Source organism: Rhodovulum sp. PH10 (assembly GCF_000293785.1).
GTDB lineage: Bacteria > Pseudomonadota > Alphaproteobacteria > Rhizobiales > Xanthobacteraceae > Rhodoplanes.
In genome coordinates, this window is record NZ_AKZI01000019.1 from 94676 (window position 1) to 120206 (window position 25531).

At 71.2% G+C, this 25531-nt stretch carries 21 protein-coding genes; 11 read left to right on the forward strand and 10 right to left on the reverse strand.

The window, feature by feature from the left end:
• A complete protein-coding gene (gene tkt / locus A33M_RS04145; protein WP_040619245.1) occupies window positions 1–2001 on the reverse strand; it encodes a transketolase in 2001 nt (666 codons plus the stop codon).
• Window positions 2002–2785: 784 nt separating this feature from the next.
• Between tkt and A33M_RS04150 the strand changes: the two genes are divergently transcribed.
• Together A33M_RS04150 and A33M_RS04155 are read left to right on the forward strand one after the other, a co-directional pair.
• Complete coding sequence (locus tag A33M_RS04150) at window positions 2786–3067, forward strand: DUF4164 family protein (protein ID WP_040619193.1); 282 nt, start codon at window positions 2786–2788, stop codon at window positions 3065–3067.
• Window positions 3068–3082: 15 nt separating this feature from the next.
• A complete protein-coding gene (locus tag A33M_RS04155) occupies window positions 3083–3469 on the forward strand; it encodes a cell division protein ZapA (RefSeq protein WP_008383840.1) in 387 nt (128 codons plus the stop codon).
• 125 nt (window positions 3470–3594) lie between these two features.
• Here A33M_RS04155 and rcdA read toward each other — a convergent pair whose 3' ends face one another.
• Complete coding sequence (rcdA, locus tag A33M_RS04160; protein WP_008383841.1) at window positions 3595–4116, reverse strand: protease adaptor protein RcdA; 522 nt, start codon at window positions 4114–4116, stop codon at window positions 3595–3597.
• A 445-nt stretch (window positions 4117–4561) separates the two neighbouring features.
• Entirely contained in the window at window positions 4562–4756 is a 195-nt protein-coding gene (locus A33M_RS04165) for a DUF1192 domain-containing protein (protein ID WP_008383843.1), read from the reverse strand.
• A gap of 265 nt (window positions 4757–5021) precedes the next feature.
• On the opposite strand from A33M_RS04165, the gene A33M_RS04170 reads away from it, so the two are divergent.
• Window positions 5022–6035 carry an NAD(P)H-quinone oxidoreductase gene (locus A33M_RS04170; RefSeq protein WP_008383844.1) on the forward strand — a complete coding sequence of 338 codons (1014 nt, stop codon included), beginning with the start codon at window positions 5022–5024 and terminating at the stop codon, window positions 6033–6035.
• A complete protein-coding gene (locus A33M_RS04175; RefSeq protein WP_008383845.1) occupies window positions 6032–8983 on the forward strand; it encodes an EAL domain-containing protein in 2952 nt (983 codons plus the stop codon). The genes A33M_RS04170 and A33M_RS04175 overlap by 4 nt, the downstream gene beginning before the upstream one ends.
• A gap of 252 nt (window positions 8984–9235) precedes the next feature.
• On the opposite strand, the gene A33M_RS04180 is transcribed toward A33M_RS04175, so the two are convergent.
• Window positions 9236–9874 carry a YqgE/AlgH family protein gene (locus A33M_RS04180; protein ID WP_008383846.1) on the reverse strand — a complete coding sequence of 213 codons (639 nt, stop codon included), beginning with the start codon at window positions 9872–9874 and terminating at the stop codon, window positions 9236–9238.
• A gap of 112 nt (window positions 9875–9986) precedes the next feature.
• On the opposite strand from A33M_RS04180, the gene A33M_RS04185 reads away from it, so the two are divergent.
• The 5 genes from A33M_RS04185 to A33M_RS04205 all read left to right on the forward strand — a co-directional run bounded on the left by A33M_RS04185 (window position 9987) and on the right by A33M_RS04205 (window position 13705).
• Window positions 9987–10886 carry a protein-disulfide reductase DsbD domain-containing protein gene (locus A33M_RS04185; protein WP_008383849.1) on the forward strand — a complete coding sequence of 300 codons (900 nt, stop codon included), beginning with the start codon at window positions 9987–9989 and terminating at the stop codon, window positions 10884–10886.
• Window positions 10887–11077: 191 nt separating this feature from the next.
• Window positions 11078–11563: a peroxiredoxin gene (locus A33M_RS04190; protein WP_008383851.1), complete on the forward strand. Its 486-nt coding sequence runs from the start codon at window positions 11078–11080 to the stop codon at window positions 11561–11563.
• Window positions 11564–11572: 9 nt separating this feature from the next.
• Complete coding sequence (locus A33M_RS04195; RefSeq protein WP_237718268.1) at window positions 11573–12370, forward strand: metallophosphoesterase family protein; 798 nt, start codon at window positions 11573–11575, stop codon at window positions 12368–12370.
• Between the two features lie 43 nt (window positions 12371–12413).
• A complete protein-coding gene (locus tag A33M_RS04200) occupies window positions 12414–12890 on the forward strand; it encodes a low molecular weight protein-tyrosine-phosphatase (RefSeq protein ID WP_008383855.1) in 477 nt (158 codons plus the stop codon).
• The gene (locus A33M_RS04205) at window positions 12887–13705 is read left to right on the forward strand and encodes a fructosamine kinase family protein (RefSeq protein ID WP_008383856.1); all 819 of its coding nucleotides are present in this window, start codon (window positions 12887–12889) and stop codon (window positions 13703–13705) included. Before A33M_RS04200 ends, A33M_RS04205 begins: the two co-directional genes overlap by 4 nt.
• Before the next feature lie 3 nt (window positions 13706–13708).
• On the opposite strand, the gene A33M_RS04210 is transcribed toward A33M_RS04205, so the two are convergent.
• From A33M_RS04210 to A33M_RS04220, 3 genes are all read right to left on the reverse strand, one after another.
• On the reverse strand, window positions 13709–14974 hold the full coding sequence (locus A33M_RS04210) for a cytochrome P450 (protein WP_008383857.1): 1266 nt from the start codon (window positions 14972–14974) through the stop codon (window positions 13709–13711).
• A complete protein-coding gene (locus A33M_RS04215) occupies window positions 14955–16298 on the reverse strand; it encodes an alpha-hydroxy-acid oxidizing protein (protein ID WP_008383858.1) in 1344 nt (447 codons plus the stop codon). Before A33M_RS04215 ends, A33M_RS04210 begins: the two co-directional genes overlap by 20 nt.
• A 194-nt stretch (window positions 16299–16492) precedes the next feature.
• Window positions 16493–17548 (reverse strand): AI-2E family transporter, encoded by a 1056-nt coding sequence (locus tag A33M_RS04220; RefSeq protein WP_008383859.1) that lies wholly within the window; start codon window positions 17546–17548, stop codon window positions 16493–16495.
• A 320-nt stretch (window positions 17549–17868) separates the two neighbouring features.
• On the opposite strand from A33M_RS04220, the gene A33M_RS04225 reads away from it, so the two are divergent.
• Window positions 17869–18195: a hypothetical protein gene (locus A33M_RS04225; RefSeq protein WP_040619257.1), complete on the forward strand. Its 327-nt coding sequence runs from the start codon at window positions 17869–17871 to the stop codon at window positions 18193–18195.
• 81 nt (window positions 18196–18276) lie between these two features.
• Here A33M_RS04225 and A33M_RS04230 read toward each other — a convergent pair whose 3' ends face one another.
• Complete coding sequence (locus tag A33M_RS04230) at window positions 18277–20418, reverse strand: AI-2E family transporter (RefSeq protein ID WP_008383861.1); 2142 nt, start codon at window positions 20416–20418, stop codon at window positions 18277–18279.
• Between the two features lie 301 nt (window positions 20419–20719).
• Between A33M_RS04230 and glgX the strand changes: the two genes are divergently transcribed.
• Complete coding sequence (gene glgX / locus A33M_RS04235) at window positions 20720–23146, forward strand: glycogen debranching protein GlgX (RefSeq protein ID WP_157223320.1); 2427 nt, start codon at window positions 20720–20722, stop codon at window positions 23144–23146.
• A gap of 102 nt (window positions 23147–23248) precedes the next feature.
• Here glgX and A33M_RS04240 read toward each other — a convergent pair whose 3' ends face one another.
• Both A33M_RS04240 and prmC read right to left on the reverse strand, forming a co-directional pair.
• Window positions 23249–23959, reverse strand: coding sequence for a DUF4167 domain-containing protein (locus A33M_RS04240; protein WP_008383868.1), 711 nt, complete (start codon window positions 23957–23959; stop codon window positions 23249–23251).
• Between the two features lie 486 nt (window positions 23960–24445).
• Complete coding sequence (gene prmC, locus A33M_RS04245) at window positions 24446–25318, reverse strand: peptide chain release factor N(5)-glutamine methyltransferase (protein WP_008383870.1); 873 nt, start codon at window positions 25316–25318, stop codon at window positions 24446–24448.
• Window positions 25319–25531 lie beyond the last annotated feature (213 nt).

Consider the following 25531-nt stretch of genomic DNA (forward strand, 5'->3'; position numbering starts at 1 on the left):
TTACCCGGCCTGGATCTTGGTCAGTGCCGCCTGGACGACCGCGTCCGGCGTGATGCCGAAGTGCCGATAGAGGTCCGCGGCCGGCGCGCTGGCGCCGAAGCCGGTCATTCCCACGAACGCGCCGTCCGAGCCGATGATGGCGTCCCAACCCTGACGGATCGCCGCCTCGACTGCAACCCTCACGGGAGCCTCGCCGATCACCGTCCGGCGGACGGCGTCGGGCGCCTCGAACAGCCGCTCGAAGCACGGCACCGACACGACGCGGGCCGGAATGCCGCGCTCGGCCAGAAGCTTGCGCGCCTCGACCGCGATCGTCACCTCCGAGCCGGTGGCGAAGATCGACACCTTTGCCGCACCGCCCTCGGCGGGAAGCAGTTCATAGGCGCCAGTGGCGCAGCGATTCTCGGTCTCCGCGGCGTCACGCAGCTGCGGCAGGTTCTGCCGCGACAGCGCGAGCAGGCTCGGCCGGTCGAACGAGGCGAGCGCCAGCGCCCAGCACTCGGCGGTCTCCACCGCGTCGCACGGCCGAAACACCTGGAGCTTCGGCATCGCCCGCAGCGCCGCCAGATGCTCGACCGGCTGGTGGGTCGGACCGTCCTCGCCGAGGCCGATCGAATCGTGGGTCATCACATGGATCACCCGCCGGCCCATCAGGCAGGCGAGGCGGATCGACGGCCGGCAATAGTCCGAGAACACCAGGAAGGTGCCGGAATAGGGCACGATGCCGCCGTGCAGCGCCATGCCGTTCATCGCCGCGGCCATGCCGTGCTCGCGGATGCCGTAATGAATGAACCGGCCTTCGGGAGTATCCGGGCTCATCGCCGGCATGCCCTTGGGGCGGGTGTTGTTGGAGCCGGTGAGGTCGGCCGAGCCGCCGACCAGCTCCGGCAGCGCCGGCACCAGCACGCCGAGCGCGAACTCCGAGGAGGCACGCGAGGCGCGCGGCTTCGGGTCGGCGGCGAGCTTCTGCTTGATCTCGGCGAGCGCGGCCTCGATCCGGTCGGCCGGCACCTCGCCCCGCATCCGCCGCTCGAATTCCTGGCGGGTGTCGTCCGGCAGCGCGGCGACGCGGGCGTCCCAGGCGGTGCGGCGCTCCTTGGAGCGGACGCCGGCGGCGCGCCACTCGGTGATCACGTCGTCGGGGATCACGAAGGGCGGCGCGGTCCAGCCGAGCGCCTTTCGGGCGCCGGCGATCTCGTCGGCGCCGAGCGGCGAGCCGTGCGACTTCTCCGAGCCCGCCTTGGTCGGCGCACCGAAGGCGATCGTCGTCTTGCAGGCGATCAGGCTCGGCTTGTCGCTCGTCTGCGCCGCCTCGATCGCGGCGAGGATCGCGTCGGGGTCGTGGCCGTCGATCCGGCAAGCGTCCCAGCCGGCCGCCTCGAAGCGTTTCACCTGGTCCACCGAGTCGGCGAGCGAGAGCGGCCCGTCGATCGAGATGCCGTTGTCGTCGTAGAGCACGATCAGCCGGCCGAGCTTCTGGTGCCCGGCGAGCGCGATCGCCTCCTGGCTGATGCCCTCCATCAGGTCGCCGTCGGAGGCCAGCACGTAGGTATAATGATCAACCACGTCGCGCGAAAACACGGCGGCGAGGTGCCGTTCGGCGATCGCCATGCCGACCGCGGTGGCGATGCCCTGGCCGAGCGGGCCAGTGGTGGTCTCGACGCCCTCGGTCGCCTCGACCTCCGGATGGCCGGGGGTGCGCGAGCCGAGCTGGCGGAACCGCTCGATCTCCTCCATCGGCACCGACTTGAAGCCGGTGAGATAGAGCAGCGAATAGAGCAGCATCGAGCCGTGCCCGGCCGACAGCACGAAGCGGTCGCGGTCGGGCCAGTGCGGGTCGGCGGGATCGAACTTCAGCACCCGGCCGAACAGGACGGTGGCGATGTCGGCCGCGCCCATCGGCAGGCCGGGGTGTCCGGATTTCGCCTTCTCGACGGCATCCATGGCGAGTGCCCGAATGGCGTTCGCCATACGGTCGTGCTCGGCGCGGGAGATCGGAATGTCGGCCTCCTGTGGTCGCTGGCCTCGTGTGGTGACGCCCGATCGAAGGGCGTCGGCCGCGGCCGCCTGCGGGGACCTGCCTGCGAGAACCTGGCGGTGTCGGCGGCGGGTGTCGCGCGGCGGAGCCGTCGGGCGGCGAGGCCGCGCAAGCCCTTCATCCGGGGCCGAGTTTTGATAGGCATCCGGCGCGCTCGTGTCAATGTGACGCCGGTATCGGGAGCCCGTGAAGCGGCGTCGCAGGGCCGCCGATCGCGGCCGGGGCGTGGCCGGGTCGTGGCGTCCCACGGCAGGGGCATGGCGGGGGGCACGGTGGGGTGGCAGAGCGCGGGCGGGACGCCGCCGAGTGGCGGCCCCGCCCCTCCCCGAGCACGGCGGGAGGGGGCGACGCGGCGGGCGGAAAAGCCGGGGACGGCGGCCGCCGGGCGCCCCTGGGGTCCGCCCATCGCATTGCGCAACGCTGAAAATCCCCCTAAAGTTCGCTCGGCATCTCTCTGCCAACACAGGGTTTCGGCCCCGTCGTGCATCCCGGTGGTCCGACCCGGTGGTCCGACCCGCTGGTCCGCCCCGGTCCTGGGGGCGCGGCGCCGTCGGGCAAGCGAACGGAGCACTGCGCGCGGACGCCGTGCAGCGGAAAGAAGCGAACGGGGCGCGAACGCAGCGCCGCGGGGGAAGCGAACGGCGCGCCGACGCGGCGCTGCGAGGGACGAAAGAGTCGGATCCGGGTTCGGCGATGCCGTCTTCGCCGCGCGGGGACGACACGGGTGAAGCGACGACAAAGGGTCCGATGAGCGAGACCAGCAGCGTGGAGGCGGCCAGCACCCGGCTTCAGCGCGCCTTGGCGGCGCTGGAGGAGGCGTTGGAGCGCCGGCTCGACCTGGAGCGCGGCCGCAGCACGCTGGCCGACCAGCTCCATGCGGTCGGCGTCGACCGGGCCCGGCTCGCCGCCGCCCTCGACCAGGAGACCGCGCGCGGCCAAAAGCTCGCCGGCGTCAACCGCGAGGTGGCCGGCCGGCTCGACCAGGCGATGTCGACCATCCGGTCGGTGCTCGCCGGCGACCAGCCGTAAGGGCCGGACGGCGCCATGTCCCATGTCAGCGTCACCATCAACGGCCGCCAGTACCGGATGGCGTGCGACGACGGCCAGGAGCACCACCTCGCCCGCCTCGCGCACGACCTCGACCAGCGGATCGCCAAGCTGCGCACCACCTTCGGCGAGATCGGCGACATGCGCCTCACCGTGATGGCGGCGCTGCTGATCGCCGACGAGCTGTCCGAGGCGACCTCGCGCATGCGGCGGTTCGAGGAGGAGATGGCCGGCCTGCAGGACGTCCGCCGGCAGGCGGCCGAGCGCACCAGGACCACCAATGCGGCGGTCGCCGCCGCGCTCGAATCCGCCGCCGAGCGGATCGAGCGGGTGACCCAGGCGCTCAACCAGCAGGCCGAGGGCCACGACGTCCCCGCCGGCTGAGGTTTTGCACGGCACGGCCGACCACCGACACCGCCCGACTCACGGGCGACACGGCGCCGGCGCGCGGGCGTCACGGAATCGGCGGAAAGGCTCGGGACCTTTGGTCGGCGATCGGGAGCCGGCGGTCAGTGGTCGCCGCGCTCGAAGGCGGCACGCAACAAACCGATCTGCTGGGCGAGCGGGTTTTCGCCCGGCGCCGCCTCGGGAACCGGGGCGTGGATGGTGGCGTCGAGCCGGCGCACCTGGTCCTGCAGTTTCACCGAGCGGTCGATCAGCGCGACCAGCGGCTCCGGCAGCAGCACCAGCACGTCCTCGCCGGCCGGCTCGCTGCCGCCGAGCTTGACCTTTGTCTTCTCGCGGCTCGCCTGATCGAGCGACATCTCGCCTTCGTTGACCGCGCGGTGCAGCAACAGCCAGGAGGCGAGCTGCATCAGCCGGGTGGTCAGCCGCATGCTCTCGGTGGCGTAGGACAGCGCGGCGCCGCGCTCGAGCCGCTTGGAATCGACCCGGCCGGGCCCGTCGAGATAGGCGGCGGTCTCCTCGACCAGCTTCATGCCGTCGCTGAACAGCGCAACGAAGGCCTGGGACGACGCGAGCTTCGCGCCGAACGGCACAGGATCAGCGGCGGACGGTGCATTGTCGGACATGGCGACCCCTGTTGGCCGGGACTATCGCGCCGCCGGCCCCCCGGAGTCCAGCCGCCGCCTGCCGACGATCCAGCAAGTTTTAGCGACATAGTTTCCGTGTTCGTGACGAAACCCGGGAGGCGCCACACGGGAGCACCACACCACCGTCGCGTGCGGCAGCGCAACCCGACGCCGGAAAGGCGACGAGGACGACAGAAAAAAGGGGCCGCCGGGAAGGGCGGCCCAAAGTGTCAACAGGGAGGCGTCAAACAGAGTGGACAGGAGCCACTCGGTGTCCACGAAGTGGACGATCATGGTAATAAACGAGAAAGCTTAACGCCGGCTTACTCCGGCCTGTCCGGTGGGTGACGGAAGGCGCCTGGAACGCACCTCGGGACGCGCCGCCGCTGCGCGCGGCCCGCAGAGCCGCCCGGCGTCCTCCGCAGATATTCCGCGGGGAAAAAGATCAGCTTTTGAAGAACTGGTCGGCTGCCGAGCGCGAGGCGCGCTTGCGGTCGCGCATCGCCTCGAGCCGGGCGACCTCGCCGTTCAGAAGCGCGATGCGCTCCTCCAGCTCCTCGATCGACAGCACCGACAGATCCTGCCCGATCTCGTGCGCGAGCCGCGTCTTCGGCCGGTCGTCGTCCTCGGATATCGCCATGGCGTCCTCCTCGTCGTCCTGCCGTTCTTTACGCGCACCCCGGTGGCCGGCACCGTGATCTCGGGTCCGCCCAATCCTCGCCGTGATCGCAGGCGAGGACCGACCGCAGGGAACCCGGCTTCCCTTCCCGGCGCGCCGCGCGTAGAAAATGCGCCGAGGATCGCCTGCCTTGCAAGCGCCCGACCTGCTCGCCCGACCCTCGAGCCGTGCCGCATGCGGCTCCTTCGCCGCCGCCGGCCCGGCCGGCCCCGCGACCGAGAGTGCCATGACGTCGATCCCCGCCCCGTCGATTCCCCCCACCATGACCGCCATCGCCATCCGGGCGCCGGGGGGCCCCGAGGTGCTGGTGCCCGAGGAGCGGCCGGTGCCGACGCCCGGCCGCGGCGAGATTCTCGTGAAGGTGGAGGCCGCCGGGGTGAACCGCCCGGACGTGATGCAGCGCAAGGGTCTCTATCCGCCGCCGCCCGGCGCCTCCGACATTCCCGGCCTCGAGATCGCCGGCACGGTGGTCGCGACCGGCCCCGATTCGACCCGCTGGACGCGCGGCGACCGGGTGATGGCGCTGGTGTCGGGCGGCGGCTATGCCGACTACTGCATCGCCGACGAGACCCACGCGCTGCCGATCCCGCCCGATCTCGCGCCGACCGAGGCGGCCGCGGTGCCGGAGACCGCCTTCACCGTCTGGCACAACGTGTTCGAGCGCGGCGGCCTGCAGCGCGGCGAGACCCTGCTGGTGCACGGCGGCTCGTCCGGCATCGGCACCATGGCGATCCAGCTCGCCAAGGCGTTCGGCGCCACCGTGATCGTCACCGCCGGCTCGGAGGAGAAATGCGAAGCCTGCCGCCGTCTGGGCGCCGACGTCGCCGTGAACTACAGGACCGAGGACTTCGTCGCCGCCGTCAAGCAGGCGACCGGCGGAGCGGGGGCGAACGTGATTCTCGACATGGTGGGCGGCGACTACATCGCCCGCAACTGGAGCGCCGCGGCGGTCGAGGGGCGGATCGTCCAGATCGCCTTCCAGGCCTCGCCGAAAGCGACCGTCGATTTCAGCCGGGTGATGCTGAAGCGGCTGCATCACACCGGATCGACGCTGCGCTCGCGCGCGGCGGCCGACAAGGCGGCGATCGCCCGTGCGGTCGAGCGGCAGGTGTGGCCGCTGATCGCCGCCGGCCGGGTGCGCCCGGTGATGGACCGAACCTATCCGCTCGCCGAGGCCGCCGCCGCCCACGCCCGGATGGAATCGAGCCTGCACATCGGCAAGATCGTGCTGACCGCGTGACCGCTTCCGAGACAACGAGGCTCCGCACGGCAGGCGCGCGCCGCCGCGCCGCCTTCGACGCGTGCCGCATCGTCGCCGTGCAGGCGCTGCTGGTGCTCGCCGCGCTGGTGGCGACGCTGGTCGGCGTCCCCTCGCCCGCGAACGCCGTGCAGGCGATCAATGTCCGCGCCGACGTGCCGGCGATCGACCTCACCGACGCCGTCGAGATGCAGCAGACCGAGGGCGACCGCGTGCAGGTCTCCACCGCCCCCGGCCCCGACGGGATCGTCCGCCGCATCGAGGTGCGCTCGCGCGACGGCGGCGACGACTGGGCGGTGATCGCGCTCGCCAACACCGGCGACGAGCAGCTCGACCGGCTGATCGTCGTGCCGCATTATCAGATGGTCGGCTCCGGCCTGCTGTGGCCCGATCTCGGCCTGTCGCGGGTGGCCGGCATCACGCCGAGCTTCGGCGACCGGCCGGAGCGCCAGGACAGCGCGACCGCCGACATCTTCCGCCTCACCCTCGATCCCGGCGCGGTGGTCACCTACGTGCTCGAGCTGCGCACCGACCGCGTGCCGCAGATCTATCTGTGGGAGCCGGAGGCCTACAAGGACAAGGTCAACTCCTTCACGCTCTACCACGGCATGGTGATCGGCATCGCCGGCCTCCTGGCGCTGTTTCTCACCATCCTGTTCGTTGTGAAGGGCAGCGTGATGTTCCCCGCCGCCGCCGCGCTCGCCTGGGCGGTGCTGGTCTATATCGGCATCGACTTCGGCTTCTGGGGCAAGGTGTTCGACATGTCGGCCGGGGCCGAGCGGGTGTGGCGCGCCTCCGGCGAGGCGATCCTCGCGGCGACGCTGGTGGTCTTCCTGTTCGCCTATCTCAACCTCGCGCGCTGGCACGTGCGCTACGGCTATCTCACCGTCGGCTGGCTCGTCGGCCTGGTCGCGCTGGTGGCGGTGGCGCTGGTCGATCCGGCGATCGCCTCCGGCATCGCGCGCCTCTCGCTCGCCCTCGTCGCGGTGACGGGCTTCGCGCTGGTCGTCTATCTCGCCGCGCGCGGCTTCGACCGCGCGGTGCTGTTGATCCCGACCTGGTTCCTGCTGGTCGTGTGGGTGGTCGCCGCCGGCATGACGGTGACCGGGATGGTGACCAACGACATCGTCGGCCCGGCGCTGCTCGGCGGCCTCGTGCTGATCGTCATGCTGATCGGCTTCACGGTGATGCAGCACGCCTTTGCCGGCGGCGTGACGCAGACCATCGTGTCCGACGTCGAGCGCCGCGCGCTGGCGCTGACCGGCGCCGGCGACCTGATCTGGGACTGGGACGTCGGCTCCGACAAGATCTACACCAGCCCCGAGACCGACCAGATTCTCGGGCTGCCGCGCGGCAGCCTCGAGGGACCGGCGGCCGGCTGGCTCGAGGTCCTGCACCCGATCGACCGCGACCGCTTCCGCACCGCGCTCGACAGCGTGCTGGAGCAGCGCCGTGGCCGCCTCGTCCACGAGTTCCGCCTGCGCACCAGCGACGGCCACTATCTGTGGTTCGCGCTGAAGGCGCGGCCGGTGGTCGGCTCGGACGGCGAGGTGGTGCGCCTGGTCGGCACGCTCGCCGACGTCACCGAGTTCAAGACCGCCGAGGAGCGCCTGCTGCACGACGCCGTGCACGACAACCTCACCGGCCTGCCGAACCGCCAGCTGTTCATCGACCGCCTGCAGGCGGTGCTGACCTTCGCGAGAGCCAATACCGGCATCAAGGCGACGGTGATGGTGATCGACGTCGACCGCTTCAAGCAGGTCAACGATTCGGTCGGCATGGCGGTCGGCGACTCGATCCTGCTCACCATCGCCCGCCGGCTCGGCCGCCTCCTCAAGCCGCAGGACACGCTGGCCCGGCTCGCCGGTGATCAGTTCGGCCTGCTCCTGCTGTCGGAGAAGGAATCGGGGCGCATCATCGCGTTCGCCGAGACGATGCGGAAGACCATCAACGCGCCGATCGTCTTCAACGACCGCGAGATCATCCTCACCGCCTCGCTCGGCATCGCGCTGTCGGACGCGCAGCAGCAGCGCCCCGACGAGGTGCTGAAGGACGCCGAGCTCGCGATGTATCACGGCAAACGGATCGGCGGCGACCGCATCGAGATCTTCAAGCCGGCGATGCGCGCCCGCAAGACCGATCGGCTGACGCTCGAATCCGAGCTGCGTCGCGCGCTCGAGCGCGAGGAGATCACGATGTTCTACCAGCCGATCGTCCGGCTGGAGGACCGCTCGGTCGCCGGCTTCGAGGCGCTCGCGCGCTGGGACCATCCGAAGCTCGGCCGGCTGTCGCCGTCGGAGTTCATCTCGATCGCCGAGGAGATCGGCCTGATCGTCGATCTCGGCCTGTTCGCGATGGAGCGCACCGCCCGCCAGCTCGCCGCCTGGCAGCGCGCGGTGCCGAGCCGCACGCCGCTGTTCGCCAGCGTCAACGTCTCCTCGCGTCAGCTCTTGCGCCAGGATCTGATTCAGGATCTGCGCACCGTGCTCGCTCGCTCCGGCCTGATGCGCGGCAGCCTCAAGCTCGAGATGACCGAGAGCTTGGTGATGGAAAATCCCGAGCTGACCTCGCAGATCCTCCACCGCATCAAGGAGCTCGGCGCCGGCCTGTCGCTCGACGACTTCGGCACCGGCCACTCCTCGCTCGCCTATCTGCAGCGCTTCCCGTTCGACACCATCAAGATCGACAAGTCGTTCGTGCGCACCACCGCCAAGGGCACCCGGCCGGTGATCCTGCGCTCGATCGTCGGACTCGCGCACGACCTCGGCATGGAGGTGGTGGCGGAAGGCGCCGAGACGGATTCGGATGCCGTCGAGCTCTATCAGCTCGGTTGCGAGTACGTGCAGGGCTTCGTGTTCGGCGAGGCGATGCCGGCCGAGGCCGCCCGCGCGCTCCTGGTCGGCGACCGCACCGCGGCGGCGTCCCGGTAGAGCGGGGCGGCGCGATCGTCACGAGGATAGGCGGGTCGGGTGCGCGGAGGTAGGGTGCGCGGAGCGAAGCGTGCGCACCGCCGAGATGCGTGCGACGGCACTGCGCACCTACGGCCGTTGCCGTCATGCGCGGGCAAAGACCCGCGCATCCATCAAAATCGAAAAGACGTCTTTGCGTCGCGTGATGGATCGCCGGGTCACGGCCTTCGGCCGGCCCGGCGATGACGGCGGAGGAGCCGAGACCGTCCGCCCTCAGGCGTGGCCGGCCTCGCTCGACAGCATGCCGAGATGGATGCCGATCTTCTGCAGCGCGCGCTCGTACTTCACCTCGGTGTCGCCGCCGAAGATCAGCTCGGGATCGGCGGTGCAGTGCAGCCAGCCGTTCGCCTGGATCTCGGTCTCGAGCTGGCCCGGCGCCCAGCCGGCATAGCCGAGCGCGAGCACCGCCGAGAGCGGCCCGTCGCCGCGGGCGATCGCCTTCAAAATGTCGAGAGTGGCGGTCAGGCAGATGCCGTCGTCGATCGGCAGCGTCGAGTTCTCGATGAAGAAGTCGCTCGAATGCAGCACGAACCCGCGCCCGGTCTCCACCGGTCCACCGCGCAAAACCTTCACGGAGCCGGCGCGCGGCGGCAGGATGATCAGGTCGGAGGCGGGGATCACCTCGAGCTGGACCAAGAGGTCGGCGAAATTGACGTTGGGCGCCGGCTGATTGACGATGATACCCATCGCCCCTTCGGACGAGTGCGCGCACACATAGATCAGGCTGCGGGCGAAACGCTCGTCGCGCATGCTCGGCATGGCGATCAGCATCTGTCCGTCGAGATAGCCGCGCTTCGGCTCGCCCTCGTCGGGCGCCGTCTCCTGCGGCGATGTTTTTCTTGCGGCTTTCATCTCGGCAAGATTACTCCGACGGGATCGAGTTGCAACGCGCGGATCGCGGCGGCCGGGGCCGCCCGTCGTCATGTCGGGACGGCCGCGGGCGCACGCAAGGAGAGGATCGCGAATGAATGTGACGATGCGGCGATGCGCGCTGCCGGTGCTGACGATGCTCGCGCTGACGGGCGGCGCCGCGGTGGCGGGGCCCACCGTCTCGGCGTGGGACGGCGATGCCCGCGGTGCGGTGCGGCTGATCGGCGGCGGCGCGACGGCGGATGCGCCTTCCACCGTCGCGGGCGTCGAGATCCGGCTCGGCGACGGCTGGAAGACCTATTGGCGGTACCCCGGTGATTCCGGTGTGCCGCCGCGGTTCGATTTCTCCCGCTCGGTGAACGTGAAATCGGCGACGGTGCGCTATCCCGCACCGCACCGCTTCGCCGACGGCGGCGGCACCTCGATCGGCTACAAGGGCGGGGTGATCTTCCCCGTCGCGGTCGCGCGCGACGACGCGACGCAGGCGGCGACCCTCGCGGTCGAGGTCGACTATGCCGTGTGCGAGCGGCTGTGCGTGCCGAAGACCGGCACCGCGACCCTGGTGCTGCCGGCCGAGAGCGCGGCGGCGCCTACGGCACCCGCCACCGGCGCGATGTCGCCTGCGACGAACGGCAGCAGCCTCGGCGGGCTCGCCGGCGCGGTCGCCCGGCTGCCGCGACCGGCGAGGGTCGGCGACGCCGGCGATTTTTCCGTGCGGGCGGTGCATCGCGAGGGCGAATGGCCGACGCCGCGGCTGGTGGTCGACGTCGCCGCCCCCGCCGGCACCGAGGTCGACCTGTTCGCGGAAGGCCCGACCGCCGCCTGGGCGCTGCCGGTGCCAAATCCCGCCGGCAGCGGGCCGGACGGCACGCACCGCTTCACCTTCGAGGTCGACGGCGCCCCCGCCGGGGTCGACCCGCGCGGCGCCACCCTGACGCTCACCGCGGTCGCCGGCGATCGCGCCATCGCGGTGCCGGTGACCCTCGACCCGTGACGCCCGTCCGGTGACGGCCGTCCGGTGACGGCCGAATGGCCGACCGCCGACCGTGACGGCGCGGTGGCGGACGATCGGCCCGCCCGCCGTCTCGACGGGCGGCCTCTCGGCACCTATCTCGGGTGCGTTGGCCGGTCGCGCCCCCCGCGCGCCCGCCGCCCGCTCTTCGACGTCACAGCAAGGACAGCACCATGCCCATCCAGGTCGGCGACCGTATTCCCGAGGCGAAATTCCGCGTGATGACCGAGAACGGCCCGGCCTGGGCGACCACCGACGACGTCTTCAAGGGCAAGACCGTGGTGCTGTTCGCGGTGCCCGGCGCCTTCACCCCGACCTGCCACAACAACCATCTGCCGGGCTTCCTCGCCCGCGCCGACGAGATCAAGGCGAAGGGCGTCGACACCATCGCGGTGACCGCGGTCAACGACGTGTTCGTGATGCACGCCTGGCGCAAGGCGGCCGGCGCCGACGGGCGGATCGAGTTCCTGGCGGACGGCAACGGCGATTTCGCGAAAGCGATCGGCATGACGATGGACGTCTCGGCGGGCGGCCTCGGGCTGCGCTCCAAGCGCTACGCGATGCTGGTGAAGGACGGCGAGGTCGCGCGCATCAGCGTCGAGCCGGAGCCCGGCCAGGCGGTCGCGACCAGCGCGGAGAGCGTGCTCGCCACGCTGTGAGGACGATTCGTGCGCGCTCCTCGAGGCGAGACGGCGGCTTCCACGTCCGCCGACCGGGCGGCGCTGCCGCCGGTCCTGCACCTGCACGGGTCGACGCCGCGCCGGTCCGCGGTGCCGGAGGGCTGCCGCGTCTATGCGGTCGGCGACGTGCACGGCCGCGCCGATCTCCTGGAGGCGCTGTTCGCCCGGATCGACGCCGACACCGCCGCCCGCAAGGCGGTGCGGCCGGTCGAGATCTATCTCGGCGACTATATCGACCGGGGCCCGCGCTCGCGCGACGTCGTCGATTTGATGATCGCGCGGCGCGCCGCCCGCGAAACGGTGCAGCTGCGCGGTAATCACGAGACCTACATCGTCCGCTTTCTCGACGATCCCGGCCTGCTGCGGACCTGGCGCCGGTTCGGCGGGCTGGAGACGCTGCTCTCCTACGGCCTGCGGCCGTCGCTCAATCCGGACGACGACGAGCTCGCCGCTCTCTCGGCCGCGCTGAAAGAGGTGCTGCCGGCGGAGCACCTCGCCTTTTTCCGCGCGCTGCCGACCAAATTCTCGCTCGGCGATTTCTTCTTCGTGCATGCCGGCGTGAAGCCCGGCGTGCCCCTCGCCGCGCAGGACGACCAGGATCTGATCTGGATCCGCGATCCCTTCCTGATGCACGATGGGCTTTACGAGAAGACGGTCGTGCACGGCCACACGCCGGTGCCGGAGCCCGAGGTGAAGCGCAACCGGATCGACATCGACACCGGCGCGTTCGCCACCGGCCGGCTGACCTGCCTGGTGATCGAGGGCCAAACCCTCGCCTGGCTGTGACGGCCGACGCCGCGTCTCGAAGGTGGTGAGGAGGGAGAAGCGCGTGCCGAACCAAAAACCCGCGGTGCTGTTCGTCTGCCTCGGCAACATCTGCCGCTCGCCGCTCGCCGAGGCGGTGTTTCGCGCCGAGGCGGCGCGGCAAAAGCTCGACGCCGAGGCGGATTCCGCCGGCATCGGCAACTGGCACGTCGGCGAGGCGCCCGATCCGCGCGCCCAGGCGGTGGCGAAGAAGCACGGCGTCGATATCGGCGGCTGCCGCGGCCGGCAGGTGACGCACGAGGATTTTTCCCGCTTCACCCACGTGATCGCGCTCGACCGCGACGTGCTCGCGGCGCTGCGCCGGCTGCGCCCGGCCAACGCGACGGCACAGCTCGGCCTGCTGCTCGACGCAGTGCCGGGCCGCGAGGGCGAAGGCGTGACCGATCCTTATTACGGCGAGGACGACGGCTTCGAGACCACCTTTTCCGACGTCGCCTCCGGTACCTCGGCGCTGGTCCGCAAGCTTTCGGAGACGCGGTGAGCGGGCGGGCGAGCCCGCTGGCGGCGCACGCGGCGGCGCTGCTCGGGGCGGAGCTGACGCAGGCCGATCCGCTCGCCGGCGGCGATCTGTCGGAAATCTCGCACATCGTGCTCGCCGACGGGCGCGAGGCGATCGTCAAGGGCGGCCCGGCGCCGCGCACCGAGGCGGCGATGCTGCAGGCGATCGCAAAGGCCGGCGCGCCGGCACCCCGCGTGCTCGCGGTCGACGACGGCTGTTTGGTGATCGAGCAGCTTTCGACCGGCGGCTCGCTCGGCGGCGCCTGGGGCGATCTCGGAACCGTGCTCGCCCGCCTGCACGCGACCTGCGGCGAACGCTACGGCTGGACCGAAGACTACGCCTTCGGGCCGGTCGCGATCGAGAACGGCTTTTCCGACGACTGGCCGGCATTCTGGGGCGAGCGTCGCCTGCTGGTGAACGGTCCGCATGTTTCGGGCGCGCTCGCGCGCCGGCTGGAAAAGCTCGCCGCCGACCTGCCGAACCGCCTGCCGAAGACGCCAAGAGCCTCGCTGCTGCACGGCGACCTGTGGAGCGGCAACGTGCTGGCCGACCACGGCCGCGTCTCCGGGCTGATCGACCCCGCCTGCTACTTTGGCCACGCCGAGGTCGACCTCGCGATGCTGTGCCTGTTCGGCCGGCCGTCGGCCTCCTTCTACCAGGCATACACACCGCTCGCGCCGGGCCATGCCGAGCGGCTGCCGATCTACAGCCTGTGGCCGGCGCTGGTGCATCTGCGGCTGTTCGGCGCCGGCTATCGCGGCATGGTGGAGGGTTTTCTCCAGCAGGCCGGCGTGTGAGGCTCAGCGCACCGCCTGGATCGCGACCAAGAAGCCGCTCGCCGGCAGGGTCGGCAGCTTTGCGAGATCGACCGAGAGGTCCTGGTCCGGCACCTCCCACACGATGTCGCGCGCGAGCGCGCGGACCATCGTCTTCATCACCGCGATGGTGAGCCATTCGCCCGCGCAGCGGTGGTTCTCGTGGTGCGCGCCGCCGCCCTGCGGGACCATGGTGTAGGCGTTGCCGGTCCAGCCGAGGAAGCGCTCGGGACGGAACGCCTCGGGGTCCTCCCAGATGCGGCCGTCGTGATCGGTGCCGTAGAGATCGAGGATGAAACGGTCGCCCTCGTGAAAGGCGTGCTCGCGCCAGGTGAAGGCGGTGCGGGCGACCCCGGCGACGACGGGGAAGAACGGGATGATCCGCCGCACCTCCTGGACGAAGGCTTCCATATAGGCGTCGTCGCCCGCCACCCGCTCGCGCGTCTCCGGATGCTGGTGCAGCGCCAGCGCGGCGAACACCACGAAGCGGGCGATCGCGACCGTCGGGCGCAGGATGTTGAGAAGCTCGACCGCGGCGATGTCGGCCGGCAGCAGCGCGCCGCCGCCGTCGCCACCGTTGCCGTCGACACCGTCGCGATGGGCGGCGATCACCGCGAGCGCGCTCTGCGCGGGCGGCATCGGCCGGCCGGCGCGGACGTCCTCGACCAGGTTGCGCAGATAGCGCTCGGCGCCGCGCCGGAGCACGCGGGCGGTCCAGTTGGGCGGGCCGATCGTGCCGGCATTGTCGATCATCGCGCCGATCTCGCCGGTGAGGCGGGCGAGGCGCTTCTCGTCGGCCGGCACGCCCGCCCAGTCGCACACCACCCGGCACAGGAGCGCGCGCACCTCCTCGTGCAGCGTCACCGTGCGGCCGACCCAGCCGCGCGCCGCCGTGCGCAGGCCGTCGCCCGCCGCGGCCGCGATCGCCTCGAGCCGCGGCGGCGTCATCAGCGACATCATCATGCCCTTGCGGCGACGGTGCGCCTCGGCGTCGAGAGTGGCGACGCTGCCCTCGTCCTGCAGCAGCACCAGCGTCGAGCGCGGCAGCGCGCCGACCCGGGTGAAGCGGTCGGGCGTGTAGAACATCTTCGCCGCGTCCTCGCCGCGCACGCAGTAGAAGCGCCTGCCGAGCAGCCGGGTCTCGAAGATGTCGCTGGCGAACCGCTCGCAGCGGTTGGCGACGAAGCGGTAGCCCTCCGCCTTGAAGGCGAGCGAGCTGTCGAGGGCGGGATCACGCGGGATCGTCTGCATCGTGTGTCTCCGAGGGAGTGCGAGGCGCCGGCCCGGCCGGCGCGGCGAGGGCGAGCATCGACGGGTCGAGCTCGGCGAGCGTTCGGCGGCCCGCGAGCGCGAGCGTCAGGTCGAGGTCGGCCGCGAGATTGTCGATCACCTCGGCGACGCCGCGCTCGCCCGCCAGCGCCAGCCCGTAGACGTACGGCCGGCCGATCAGCACGGCGGCGGCGCCGAGCGCGATCGCCTTGACGACGTCGGCGCCGGTGCGCACGCCGCTGTCGAACAGCACCGGTATTCTGCCGTCGACCGCGCGCACCACCTCCGGCAGCGCCGCAAGCGCGCCGAGCGCGCCGTCCACCTGCCGCCCGCCGTGGTTCGAGACGACGAGGCCGTCGGCGCCTGCGTCGATCGCCCGCCGCGCGTCGTCCGGATGGACGATGCCCTTGAGGAGGATCGGCAGGCGGGTGCGCGCGCGCAGGAACGGCAGGTCGTCCCACCGCAGGCTCGGCCGCGAATAGACCGCGAGGAAGCGGCGGATCGCCCGCTGCGCCCGGTCGCTCGCCAGCACCTCCCACGCGCCGCCCGGCCAGTGCCGCAGCAGCTCGAGCACCGCCGCCAGCGACGGGCGCGGATTTTTTGCGCCGGCGCCGGCGCTCTCCCCGTCTTCGTCCGGGCCTTCTGCCGGGTCTTCGGCGAGGGCGCGAAACACCGGGTCTGAGAGATAGTTCGCGAGCCCGCGTCCGCGCACGAACGGCAGATAGCCGCCGTCGAGATCGCGCGGTCGCCAGCCGAGCATGGTGGTGTCGAGCGTCACCACGATCGCCTCGTAGCCGGCCTGCTCGGCGCGCGCGACCAAGCTCTCGGTGAGCGCGTCGCAGGCCGACCAGTAGAGCTGGAACCAGCGCGGCGCCGACCCGGTCGCCGCGGCGATCTCCTCGAGCGGCCGGCACGCCTGGTTCGACACCACGAACGGAATGCCGGCCGCCGCCGCGGCGCGTGCCGCCGGCAGGTCGCCGTCGCGATGGGCGAGGTCGAGCACGCCGATCGGCGCCAACAGCAGCGGCAGCGGAAGCCGGCGTCCGAACAGCTCCACCGTGAGGTCGCGCTGCGCGGCGCCGGCGAGCATCCGCGGGACGATGCGCCAGCGATCGAAGGCGGCGCGGTTCGCCGCCATGGTGCGCTCGAGCCCGGCGCCGCCGGCGACATAGGCGGCCGCCTCGCGGCCGAGCGCGGCGATTCCCTTCTGCTCCAGCGCCTGCGCCGACACCGGCACCGCCGGCCGCCGGCCCGCCATCCCGGACACGAAAAGCCCGGCCTGGCGCGCTCGCCCGCGCGCGGTCATCGGCCGCACCTTCCGGCCGGCAGCATCGGGCAGGCGCCGCCCGGCATGGTGCGCGGGACGGGGCTCGGTGCGCCCACCGACACGCGCATGCAGTCGCTCACGGTCCGGGCACGAGGGAGAGCCCTCGGCGTAAGGTCGTCGAATTCGGGTCGCATGCAGGGACGAACCCGGACGGCGCGCCCGCGGTTCCCCGCTCACCGCTCGCCGGAGGCGGCGCCGTGCAGCGCCGCCCGGTCGCCCAGCACGTGGCCGATATAGACGCGGCGGATCAGCACGATCCACATGGCCGCGAACGGCGTCGCCAGCGCCAGCCCGGTGAGGCCGAACAGCGTGCCCATCGCCACCTGCACCGACAAGGTGAGCGCCGGCGGCATCGCGATCGCCCGCTGCTGCACCATCGGCGTGATCAGATAGCTCTCGATCGTCTGCACCACGACGTGCAGCCCGATGGTCCACAGCGCGAGCTGGAGCCCGCCGGCCTCGAGCGCCACCACCGCATTCGGTGCCGTCGAGAGAAACGGCCCGATATTGGGCAAGAAGGTGATCAGCGCCGACCACAGGCCGAGCGTCAGCGCGAACGGAACGCCCAGCACGTAGAGCCCGATCGTGATCAGGACGCCGATGATCGCCATCGAGATCAGCCGCCCGATCAGCCACCAGAACAGCGTGTTGCCGATGTCCATCAGCACGCGGCGCGCCTCCGCCCGCCCCTCTTGCGGGAACAGCGACACGATCCCGCCGACATACAGCGACGGCTCGATCGCCAGATAGATGCCGACGAACAGGACGATGACGATGTCGGTCGCGGCACCGAGCGCGGTCGTGCCGACGCTCGACAGGGCACCCGACAGGCTGCCGCTCTGCAGCGCCTCGACGCCGTTGTCCCAGAAGTAGCGGCCGATCGGCGACTGCGAGAACAGGGCGTGCAGGCGGTCGGTGTAATCGGGGATCTTGGCGGCCGCCTCGCTCATCTGGCCGACCACCTGCGGCATCAGGAACCACGACCAGCCGGCGACCGCGAGCACCGCGACGAGGAGGATCAGCGCCAGCGTCCAGTCGGGTCCGACGCCGACGCGGCGCGAGATCGCCACCGCCACCTTGCGCAGCATCACCGCCAAGAGCACGGCGCCGAACACCAGCAGGAGAACGTGACCGAGCAGCCAGAACAGCACGACGAGCACCACCAGCCCGACCGTCGCCGCGGCCAGTCCGAGCAGCGGGACACGCTGGATGCGGTCGATCACGTTCACGAAAGGCTCCTCGTCGCCAACGGGTATTCACCGGAACAACCGGCCCGGGCGGGAGAGGTTTCTGCCCGCTCGCCGACCAGCGCGTCGGCCGGGCGCGTCGAGCGGGCGACGGACCGCACCCCCGGCGTCCGCCGTCGCGTACCGCTGCCGCGGTGCGGCTCGGATTCTCGGTCCGCCAGCGCACCGCCCGCGCGGGCGGCCGCGCGCCGGCGGCGGGCCCGGGGACTTGTCCGATCGAGGTCTCCGCAACGGCGGCCCGAGCGGACGCCTCGCGGGAAAGCGACGCGACCGAGGCCTCACGAACCGAGGTGGAGACGATCATGACCAGCGACGACCGAAAGAAGAGGGAGCTGCTCGATCTGGTCGAGCGAAAGGCGTTCGATCCGGTGATGCACGCGCGGCCCGATGGCCGCTCGCCGGCCGACCGGGACGCGCTCGAGGAGGTGAAGCGCAAGACCGAGTCCGAGATCGAGCGATATCGCGGCTACGACTCCGCCGCGACGCTGGTCGCCAATTTCGAGCGGGACCTGACGTCCGAGCCGGCCAAGCGGGTGCATGCCGAGCTGCGGCGGCTCGATCTGCCGACCATCGAGGACATCCGCGACGAGTTCGAGCGCAAGGCGGCCGATCTCGGCGTCGGGGCGTGACGGCCTCGCCTGACGATCTCTCCGTGGCGGTCTCGGGACGCGATGGCCGCGTGGCCGCGGGTACGGGTGACGCGCCGGCGATCACCGCTCCGGCGTGGCGAGCGCCGCGCGGGCGATGCGCTTCGGCAAGGATTTGTTGGCGGATCGCGACGCGCTCTCCGGCTGGTCCTCCGCCGCGGCGGCATCCTCGTCCCGCGGCTGCTGCGGCGGGGCGTCCCCCTCCGGCCGCTCCTCGATCGCCTCCTCCGGCAAGGCGTGCTCGCTGGCGGCATCGACGCAGGCATTCACCGCCTCGGTGAGCGACACGGCATAGAGGTCGGCGCCGATCGTCGCCCGCACGCTCTCGCCCTCGCGCGGGCCGTCGCCCGCCGGCCACAGCCCGACCAGGATTTTCGCGTCCGGAAGCTGTCGGCGCAGCCGCCGCACCAGATAACGAACGCGCGACAGATTGCCGGTCGGCTCGATCAGCGAGATGCACACCATCGCCACCTCGTCGGGATCGAAGGTGGCGACATGGACGCGCGACAGCCGATCGCTCGCCACCTCGCGGGCGCCGATGCCGTGCTTGGCGAGCAGCTGCTTCAGCATTGCGGTGGCCGCCTCGTCGAGCGGGCTCGCCCCGGCGATGCACAGCACCGGCACGCCGTGGCGCCAGGCGCCGGTGCGCCGCTCGATCGGCGGCGCGATCCGGCCGGGCGGCGCGGCGGCGGGCTCGGCGTCGGCGCGGTCGTCGGCGACCGGCCCGTCGTTCTTGCGCGGCGTCGGCACCGGCCGGCGATCGTCGTACTCGTCGAGCTCCTCCACCACCTCGCGCACCGCGTCGCGGATGCGGGCGAGCCGCTGCGGCCCGAGCACGCCGCGCGATGCGTCGCCGGCGGCGAGCGCGAGGCCGCGCAGCGCCACCTCGTCGTAATAGGACGACAGCGCGCGCGTCTTCAGCAAGGTCTCGGCCTGGTCCTGCACCTCGTCGGGGTCGCCCGCCAGCATCCGCTGATAGAACGTCTCGGTGGAGGTGAGCGCCGGCCGGTCGCCGAGCAGCACGTCGAGAAATTCCAGCCGGTCGACGTGACGGCCGAGCACCACCAGGCACAGCGTCAGCGGGGTGGCGAGCAGAAGGCCGATCGGCCCCCACAGCCAGGTCCAGAACACCGTGGCGATCAGGACCGACACCGGCGACAGGCCGGTCGAGTGGCCGTAGGCGACCGGCTCCACCGCCTGCCCCATCACCGGCTCGGTGACCGCGAACAGCGCGCCGGTCCACAGCACCATCGACCAGCCGGGATCGACCGCCGCGGCGACCGCCATCGGCAGGAGCGCGGCGACCCACGCGCCGACATAGGGCACGAACCGGCACAGTCCGGCGACGATCCCCCACAGCACCGGGCTCGGCAGGCCGATCACGTAGAGGCCGAGCGTGACCAGCAGCCCGAACACCGTGTTGAGCGCGAGCTGCATGAGAAAGTAGCGGCTCAGACGGTTCGCGGCGTCGTTGAGGGCGACGGTGGTGCGGTGCAGGTCACGCGAGCCGAACAGGCGGATGAAGCGATCGCGCAAGTCCTCCTTCTGGAGGAGGATGAAGGTCGCGAACACCAGCACGAGCCCGAGGGTCGCGAGCGGGCTCAGCACCGGCGAGGCATAGCGCTGCAGCAGCGCGAAGGTGGAGGAGCCGACCTCCTCGTCCTCGCCCCGCTCGCCGGTGCCGCGTCGCCGCTCGGGCGCGGCGGCCTGCCGTCCGTCGTCGCCGGGAGCGGGCGTCGCCTCGGGCCGCGACGGCGGCTGAATCCCCTGCGGCGTCTCGGCGATCGGCGGGGCCGGCCGCATCTGCTCGAAGCGATCGACCAGCGTGGTGATCCGGCCGATCGTCATCTCGCGCACGGTGTCGATCTTGGCGCGGATCGTCGTCTCGTAGCGCGGCAGGTCGCCGGCGAGCCCGGCGATCTGCGTGCCGATCACGCCGCCGATGCTCGACAATACGGAGAGCGCGACCAGGATCGCCACCAGCACCGCCGGCACCCGGCCGAGCCGCAGCCAGCGCAGCAGCCGCACCAGCGGCGCCAGCACGAAGGTGAGCAGCACCGCGAGCGTGATCGGCACCAGCACGTCGCGGCCGAGATAGAGCGCCGCCACCACCACGACGCAGACCGCGAGCGTCAAGAGGCTGGACAGCGACGGCACCTCCGCCGGGCTCACCCGCGGGACCGCGCCACGCTCGCTCTCGGCCATTGGTCGTCTCCGTCGCGCACCGCTGGGGCTCGGCCGATCACGGCCGGGATCGAAGCGCCGGGCGGCGCCGCGCTAGACAACGCCGCAGCGCGGGAACGGTGCCATGGTCGTCGGCATGTTTTCCGCGCCGACCCGTCGGCCCGCCCGCCGCCGTGCACCGGTCGTCCCCGTCGCCGTGGAGTAGATGGAACTTTGCGCGAAGGGGCGGGTTGTAAACCGCATTTTTCCGAGTGCGCAGCGATGCGCCGGCCGGGCACCCCGCCACGGCCTCCCTGGAGAACGATCGATGACTCAGCACGTCATGCCGCCGGCGTCCGCCGCGCCGGCGCGCAGTGCCCGTGCCCTGGCGGTGTCGCGGATCCGCGAGGGCTCGCCGCATCCGCTCGGCGCCACCTGGACCGGCGTCGGGGTCAATTTCGCGCTGTTCTCGGCGCACGCCACCAAGGTCGAGCTGTGCCTGTTCGACGACGCCGGCGAGACCGAGCTCGAGCGCATCGAGCTGCCCGAATACACCGACGAGGTGTGGCACGGCTTTCTGCCGGACGCCCGCCCCGGCACCGTCTACGGCTATCGCGTGCACGGCCCCTACGAGCCGGAGAACGGCCACCGCTTCAATCCCAACAAGCTGGTGCTCGATCCGTTCGCCAAGGCGGTGGTGGGGCGCATCGTGTGGGGCCCGGAGCTGTTCGGCTACCGGCTCGAGACCGAGGACGACACCACCTACGACGAGCGCGACAGCGCCGCCCACATGATGAAGGGCCGGGTGGTCGATCCCGCCTTCACCTGGGGCGACGTGCGCCCGCCCAAGGTGCCGTGGGACCGCACGGTGATCTACGAGATGCACGTGCGCGGCTTCACCAAGCTGCACCCCGAGCTGCCGGAGCCGATGCGCGGCACGTTCCGCGGGCTCGGCCATCCGAGCGTGGTGGAGTATCTCCAGAAGCTCGGCGTCACCACCGTCGAGCTGCTGCCGATCCACACCTTCGTCGACGACTCCTATCTGCTCGACAAGGGCCTCGTGAACTACTGGGGCTACAACACCATCGCCTTCTTCGCGCCGGCCCGGCGCTATGCGGCGGTGCCCGACTTCGCCTTCGCCGAGTTCAAGGAGATGGTGGCGCGGCTGCACGACGCCGGCATCGAGGTGATTCTCGACGTCGTCTACAATCACACCGCGGAGGGCAACGAGCGCGGCCCGACGCTGTCGTTCAAGGGCATCGACAACGCCTCCTATTATCGCCTGCTGCCCGATCAGCATCGCTACTACATCAACGACACCGGCACCGGAAACACGCTGAACCTGTCGCACCAGCGGGTGCTGCAGATGGTCACCGACTCGCTCCGCTACTGGGTGCAGGAGATGCAGGTCGACGGCTTCCGCTTCGACCTCGGCACCATCCTCGCGCGCGAGCCGTACGGCTTCGACGAGGGCGGCGGCTTTCTCGACTCGTGTCGCCAGGACCCGGTGCTGGAGAGCGTCAAGCTGATCGCCGAGCCGTGGGACTGCGGCCCCGGTGGTTATCAGGTCGGCCGCTTCCCGCCCGGCTGGGCCGAGTGGAACGACCAGTATCGCGACGTGGTGCGCCGCTTCTGGAAGGGCGACGAGGGCATGCTCGCGCCGTTCGGCAGCCGGCTCACCGCGTCCGGCGACATCTTCAACCGGCGCGGCCGCAAGCCGTGGGCGAGCGTCAACTTCGTCACCGCACACGACGGCTTCACGCTCAACGACGTGGTCAGCTACGACGACAAGCACAACGAGGCGAACGGCGAGGACAATCGCGACGGCCACAACGCCAACTACTCCTGGAACCACGGCGCCGAGGGGCCGACCGACGATCCCGAGATCCTGACGCTGCGCCACCGCCAGAAGAAGAACTTCCTCGCCACCCTGCTGCTCTCGCAGGGCACGCCGATGATCACCGCGGGCGACGAGTTCGGCCGCACCCAGCAGGGCAACAACAACGCCTACTGCCAGGACAACGAGATCAGCTGGGTGAACTGGAGCTGGAGCGAGGACGACACCCAGCTCGTCCATTTCGTCCAGCGCCTCACCGAGCTGCGCCGCAATTACGCGGTCCTGCGCCGCAACCGCTTCTTCACCGGCGAGTGGAACGAGGACATCGGCGTGTGCGACGCCACCTGGATCACGCCGCACGGCGTGGTGATGGGGCCGGAGCAGTGGAGCGACGGCAATGCGCGCTGTCTCGGCGTGGTGCTGGACGGCCGCGCCCAGGCGAGCGGCATCCGCAAGCGCGGCAGCGACGCGACGATGCTGCTGATCGTCAACGCGCATCACGACGTGGTGCTGTTCACGCTGCCGCAGGTGACCGGCGGCCGCGCTTGGCTGCGGCTGATCGACACCAATCTCGACTACACCGAGGACGAGCTGGACGCGGTGCGGCTGAAGTTCGGCCACGTCTATCACGTCACCGGCCGCTCGCTGCTCCTGTTCAGGCTGCTGCGCTCGCGCCGCCAGAACCCGACGCCCGCCACCAAGAACGCGCCGCGGCTCGACCGGGTGCCGGCCGAGCACCAGCCGACCGAGCAGCCGGCGACGCGCGGAACGACGCAAATGGCCGACGCGCCGGCCGGTGCGGAACCGCCGCCCGGCAAGGCGACCGCCCGCCCCGCGCCGGAGGACGACGAGGCGCCCGAAGCCGCCCCCGCCACCGAATCCCCCGACGAGACACCGGACGACGACGGCATCGGCGGCGTGACGCCGGTGTGATCTCGTCCTGCTGCGGACGACACGAAAAACGGGGCGCCCGCGAGCGCCCCGTTTTTTATCGTTCTCGTTCTTTCGGTCGGTCGCGCGGCTGCGCGGAAAAAATCACTCGGTCGCGGGGCCCGGCGCGGGGGCCGCCATCTCCTCGCCGCCCTCGGCGCCTTCGCCGCGCGTGGTGGTGCGGTGACGCCGGCGGCGGCGATGCAGCGGGAAGCGGTCGCCGTTCTGCCCGGCCTCGCCGTCGGCGGCGGCAGCCGCGGCAGCGCCGTTCTGCGCGAATGCCGGGGCCGCCTGCTGCGCCGGCGCGGGCGCGCCGGTGACGAACGACGGCAGCCGCCCGATGTCGTCGTCGCTCTGCGCCGGCTGTGGCTGCGGCTGACGGACATAGGCCTGCTCGCGCGGCACGAAGAACTGCGCGTCGCGCGGCAGATAAGGCTGCGGATCGCGGGTGCCGAACGCCGGCTGCTCGCCCTGCGCCGCGGTCGGCATGCCCGGCTCGTCGTCGCCCTCGTCGAACAGATCGTCGCGATCGCCCGCGCCGCCCTCGTTGCGGAAAAAGCCCGGGGTTTGCCGGAACTGCTCCTGTGCGGCGGCGATCAGACGGAGATAATGCTCGGCATGTTGAAAGTAGTTTTCCGCCGAAACCGGATCACCGGAGGCCTGCGCATCGCGCGCGAGCTGCATGTACTTCTCGGCGATGTGCGACGCGGTACCGCGAATCTTCACGTCCGGGCCGTTCGACTCGTACACCCGCGTGAGCGGATTGTGGCTCTTGCGGTTGCGCCCCCGCATGCGCTTGTTCTGACCGTTTCTCATGATGTCGGCTTTCGGCCACCTCTGATTGCGGCGGTCCGGCCGCCGGTTACGCGGTTTGCATCGGCCGGACCGAAGCCGGCCTCGTCGGCTGCGCCGTGCATCCCCGTGAAAAAACGGCGCACAGCCGATCCGATGGGCGCCCTCGGGGCGCGCCAAAATTCACCAAAGACGGCAGCTTGCGTCCGCAGCCCGCCCGCGGCGCTGCAACCTCTCACGATACCCGCGGCGCTCGCGGTCACCGCGACCGGAAGCGCGTGCAGAAGCCGTTGAAGTCCCTCGATCCCGAGTGGCGGAACACCAATCCTGTTGATCGGATTTTGCGTGCCGCTCGTCGTCGCTGCATGCCTCGCAGAGCCGTGCTCCGGGCGTCGTGCGCAGCGGTCCAACCCCGACCCAGGTCGATTCCGTAAGCGGAACCTAGTCGCTTCGGCCGGATAATCAAGCTCTTTTTTGGCGGCGGATGAGAAACACTTTCGGATTTGTATATCAGGTCGGCAGCTGTGCCACGACGGCACGCGGAACTCCGGAAAGATCCTTATACGGGACACGGCAAACAAGGCCGACCGCCTCGAACAAAGCCGGGACGGACCTTTCCTGACCGATGCCGATCTCCACCGCCAGCACGCCGCCGGGCGCCACGAGGCGGCGCGCATCGGCGGCGATCGCGCGATAGGCGTCGAGCCCGTCGACACCACCGTCGAGCGCGAGATGCGGATCGTACTCTCTCACCTCCGGCGCGAGCGTCGCGATCGCGTCGCGCACGACATAGGGCGGATTGGAGACGACCAGATCGAGTTTTCCGGCGAGCGCCGATCCGAAATCGCACAGGACGAAATGCGCGCGATCGTGCAACGCCAGTGTCTCGGCATTTTTTCGCGCGACCTGGAGGGCGTCGATGCTGCGATCGGTGGCGACACCGCAGGCGTGCGGCAGCTCGGTCAGGAGCGCGAGCAGCAGCGCGCCGGAGCCGACGCCGAGATCGGCGATGCGTTTCGCCCGCGCGCGGCCGCCGGTGGCGTCGAGCGCGGCGAGCGCCGCCTCGACCACCGTCTCGGTGTCGGGCCGCGGATCGAGCACCGCCGACGTGATCAGGAGTGGCAAGCCCCAGAATTCGCGGCATCCGAGAATGCGCGACACCGGCTCGCCGGCGAGGCGGCGCGTCACGAACGAGGCGATCCGCGCGCACGCCGCGCCGTCGAGCGCACGCTCGGCGGCCGAGACGAGGCCGGCGTGATCGAGCGCGAGCGCGTGGCCGATCATGAGCCGCGCATCGAGGGCCGGCGTCTCGACGCCGTTTTCGCGCAGCGCCGCCGTCACGACCCGCCGCGCCTGCGCGATCGTGATGCCGGCGGGAACCATCAGAGTTTGCCGAAACGGCGGATGGCCGAGTCAGGACGAGCCGTTGCCGAAGCGGTGCTCACCCCGCGGCTGCACGAAGGGGGCTCGGAGACCGCTCCGGATGCGGCGCGTCTCCCTCTCCCCGCGTGCGGGGAGAGGGTGGGGGTGAGGGGGGAGAGGGTCGGGGTGAGGGGGGGAATTTCGGGTGCAGCAGGCGACGCCCCCTCACCCGGA

What these genes read in the sequence shown, in the direction of transcription:
- A33M_RS04150 (WP_040619193.1), top strand. Translation starts at nt 2,786, where the DNA reads ATGAGCGAGACCAGCAGCGTGGAGGCGGCCAGCACCCGGCTTCAGCGC.
- A33M_RS04155 (WP_008383840.1), top strand. Translation starts at nt 3,083, where the DNA reads ATGTCCCATGTCAGCGTCACCATCAACGGCCGCCAGTACCGGATGGCG.
- rcdA (WP_008383841.1), bottom strand. Translation starts at nt 4,116, where the DNA reads ATGTCCGACAATGCACCGTCCGCCGCTGATCCTGTGCCGTTCGGCGCG.
- A33M_RS04165 (WP_008383843.1), bottom strand. Translation starts at nt 4,756, where the DNA reads ATGGCGATATCCGAGGACGACGACCGGCCGAAGACGCGGCTCGCGCAC.
- A33M_RS04170 (WP_008383844.1), top strand. Translation starts at nt 5,022, where the DNA reads ATGACGTCGATCCCCGCCCCGTCGATTCCCCCCACCATGACCGCCATC.
- A33M_RS04180 (WP_008383846.1), bottom strand. Translation starts at nt 9,874, where the DNA reads ATGAAAGCCGCAAGAAAAACATCGCCGCAGGAGACGGCGCCCGACGAG.
- A33M_RS04185 (WP_008383849.1), top strand. Translation starts at nt 9,987, where the DNA reads ATGAATGTGACGATGCGGCGATGCGCGCTGCCGGTGCTGACGATGCTC.
- A33M_RS04190 (WP_008383851.1), top strand. Translation starts at nt 11,078, where the DNA reads ATGCCCATCCAGGTCGGCGACCGTATTCCCGAGGCGAAATTCCGCGTG.
- A33M_RS04210 (WP_008383857.1), bottom strand. Translation starts at nt 14,974, where the DNA reads ATGCAGACGATCCCGCGTGATCCCGCCCTCGACAGCTCGCTCGCCTTC.
- A33M_RS04215 (WP_008383858.1), bottom strand. Translation starts at nt 16,298, where the DNA reads ATGACCGCGCGCGGGCGAGCGCGCCAGGCCGGGCTTTTCGTGTCCGGG.
- A33M_RS04225 (WP_040619257.1), top strand. Translation starts at nt 17,869, where the DNA reads ATGACCAGCGACGACCGAAAGAAGAGGGAGCTGCTCGATCTGGTCGAG.
- A33M_RS04230 (WP_008383861.1), bottom strand. Translation starts at nt 20,418, where the DNA reads ATGGCCGAGAGCGAGCGTGGCGCGGTCCCGCGGGTGAGCCCGGCGGAG.
- glgX (WP_157223320.1), top strand. Translation starts at nt 20,720, where the DNA reads ATGCCGCCGGCGTCCGCCGCGCCGGCGCGCAGTGCCCGTGCCCTGGCG.
- A33M_RS04240 (WP_008383868.1), bottom strand. Translation starts at nt 23,959, where the DNA reads ATGAGAAACGGTCAGAACAAGCGCATGCGGGGGCGCAACCGCAAGAGC.
- prmC (WP_008383870.1), bottom strand. Translation starts at nt 25,318, where the DNA reads ATGGTTCCCGCCGGCATCACGATCGCGCAGGCGCGGCGGGTCGTGACG.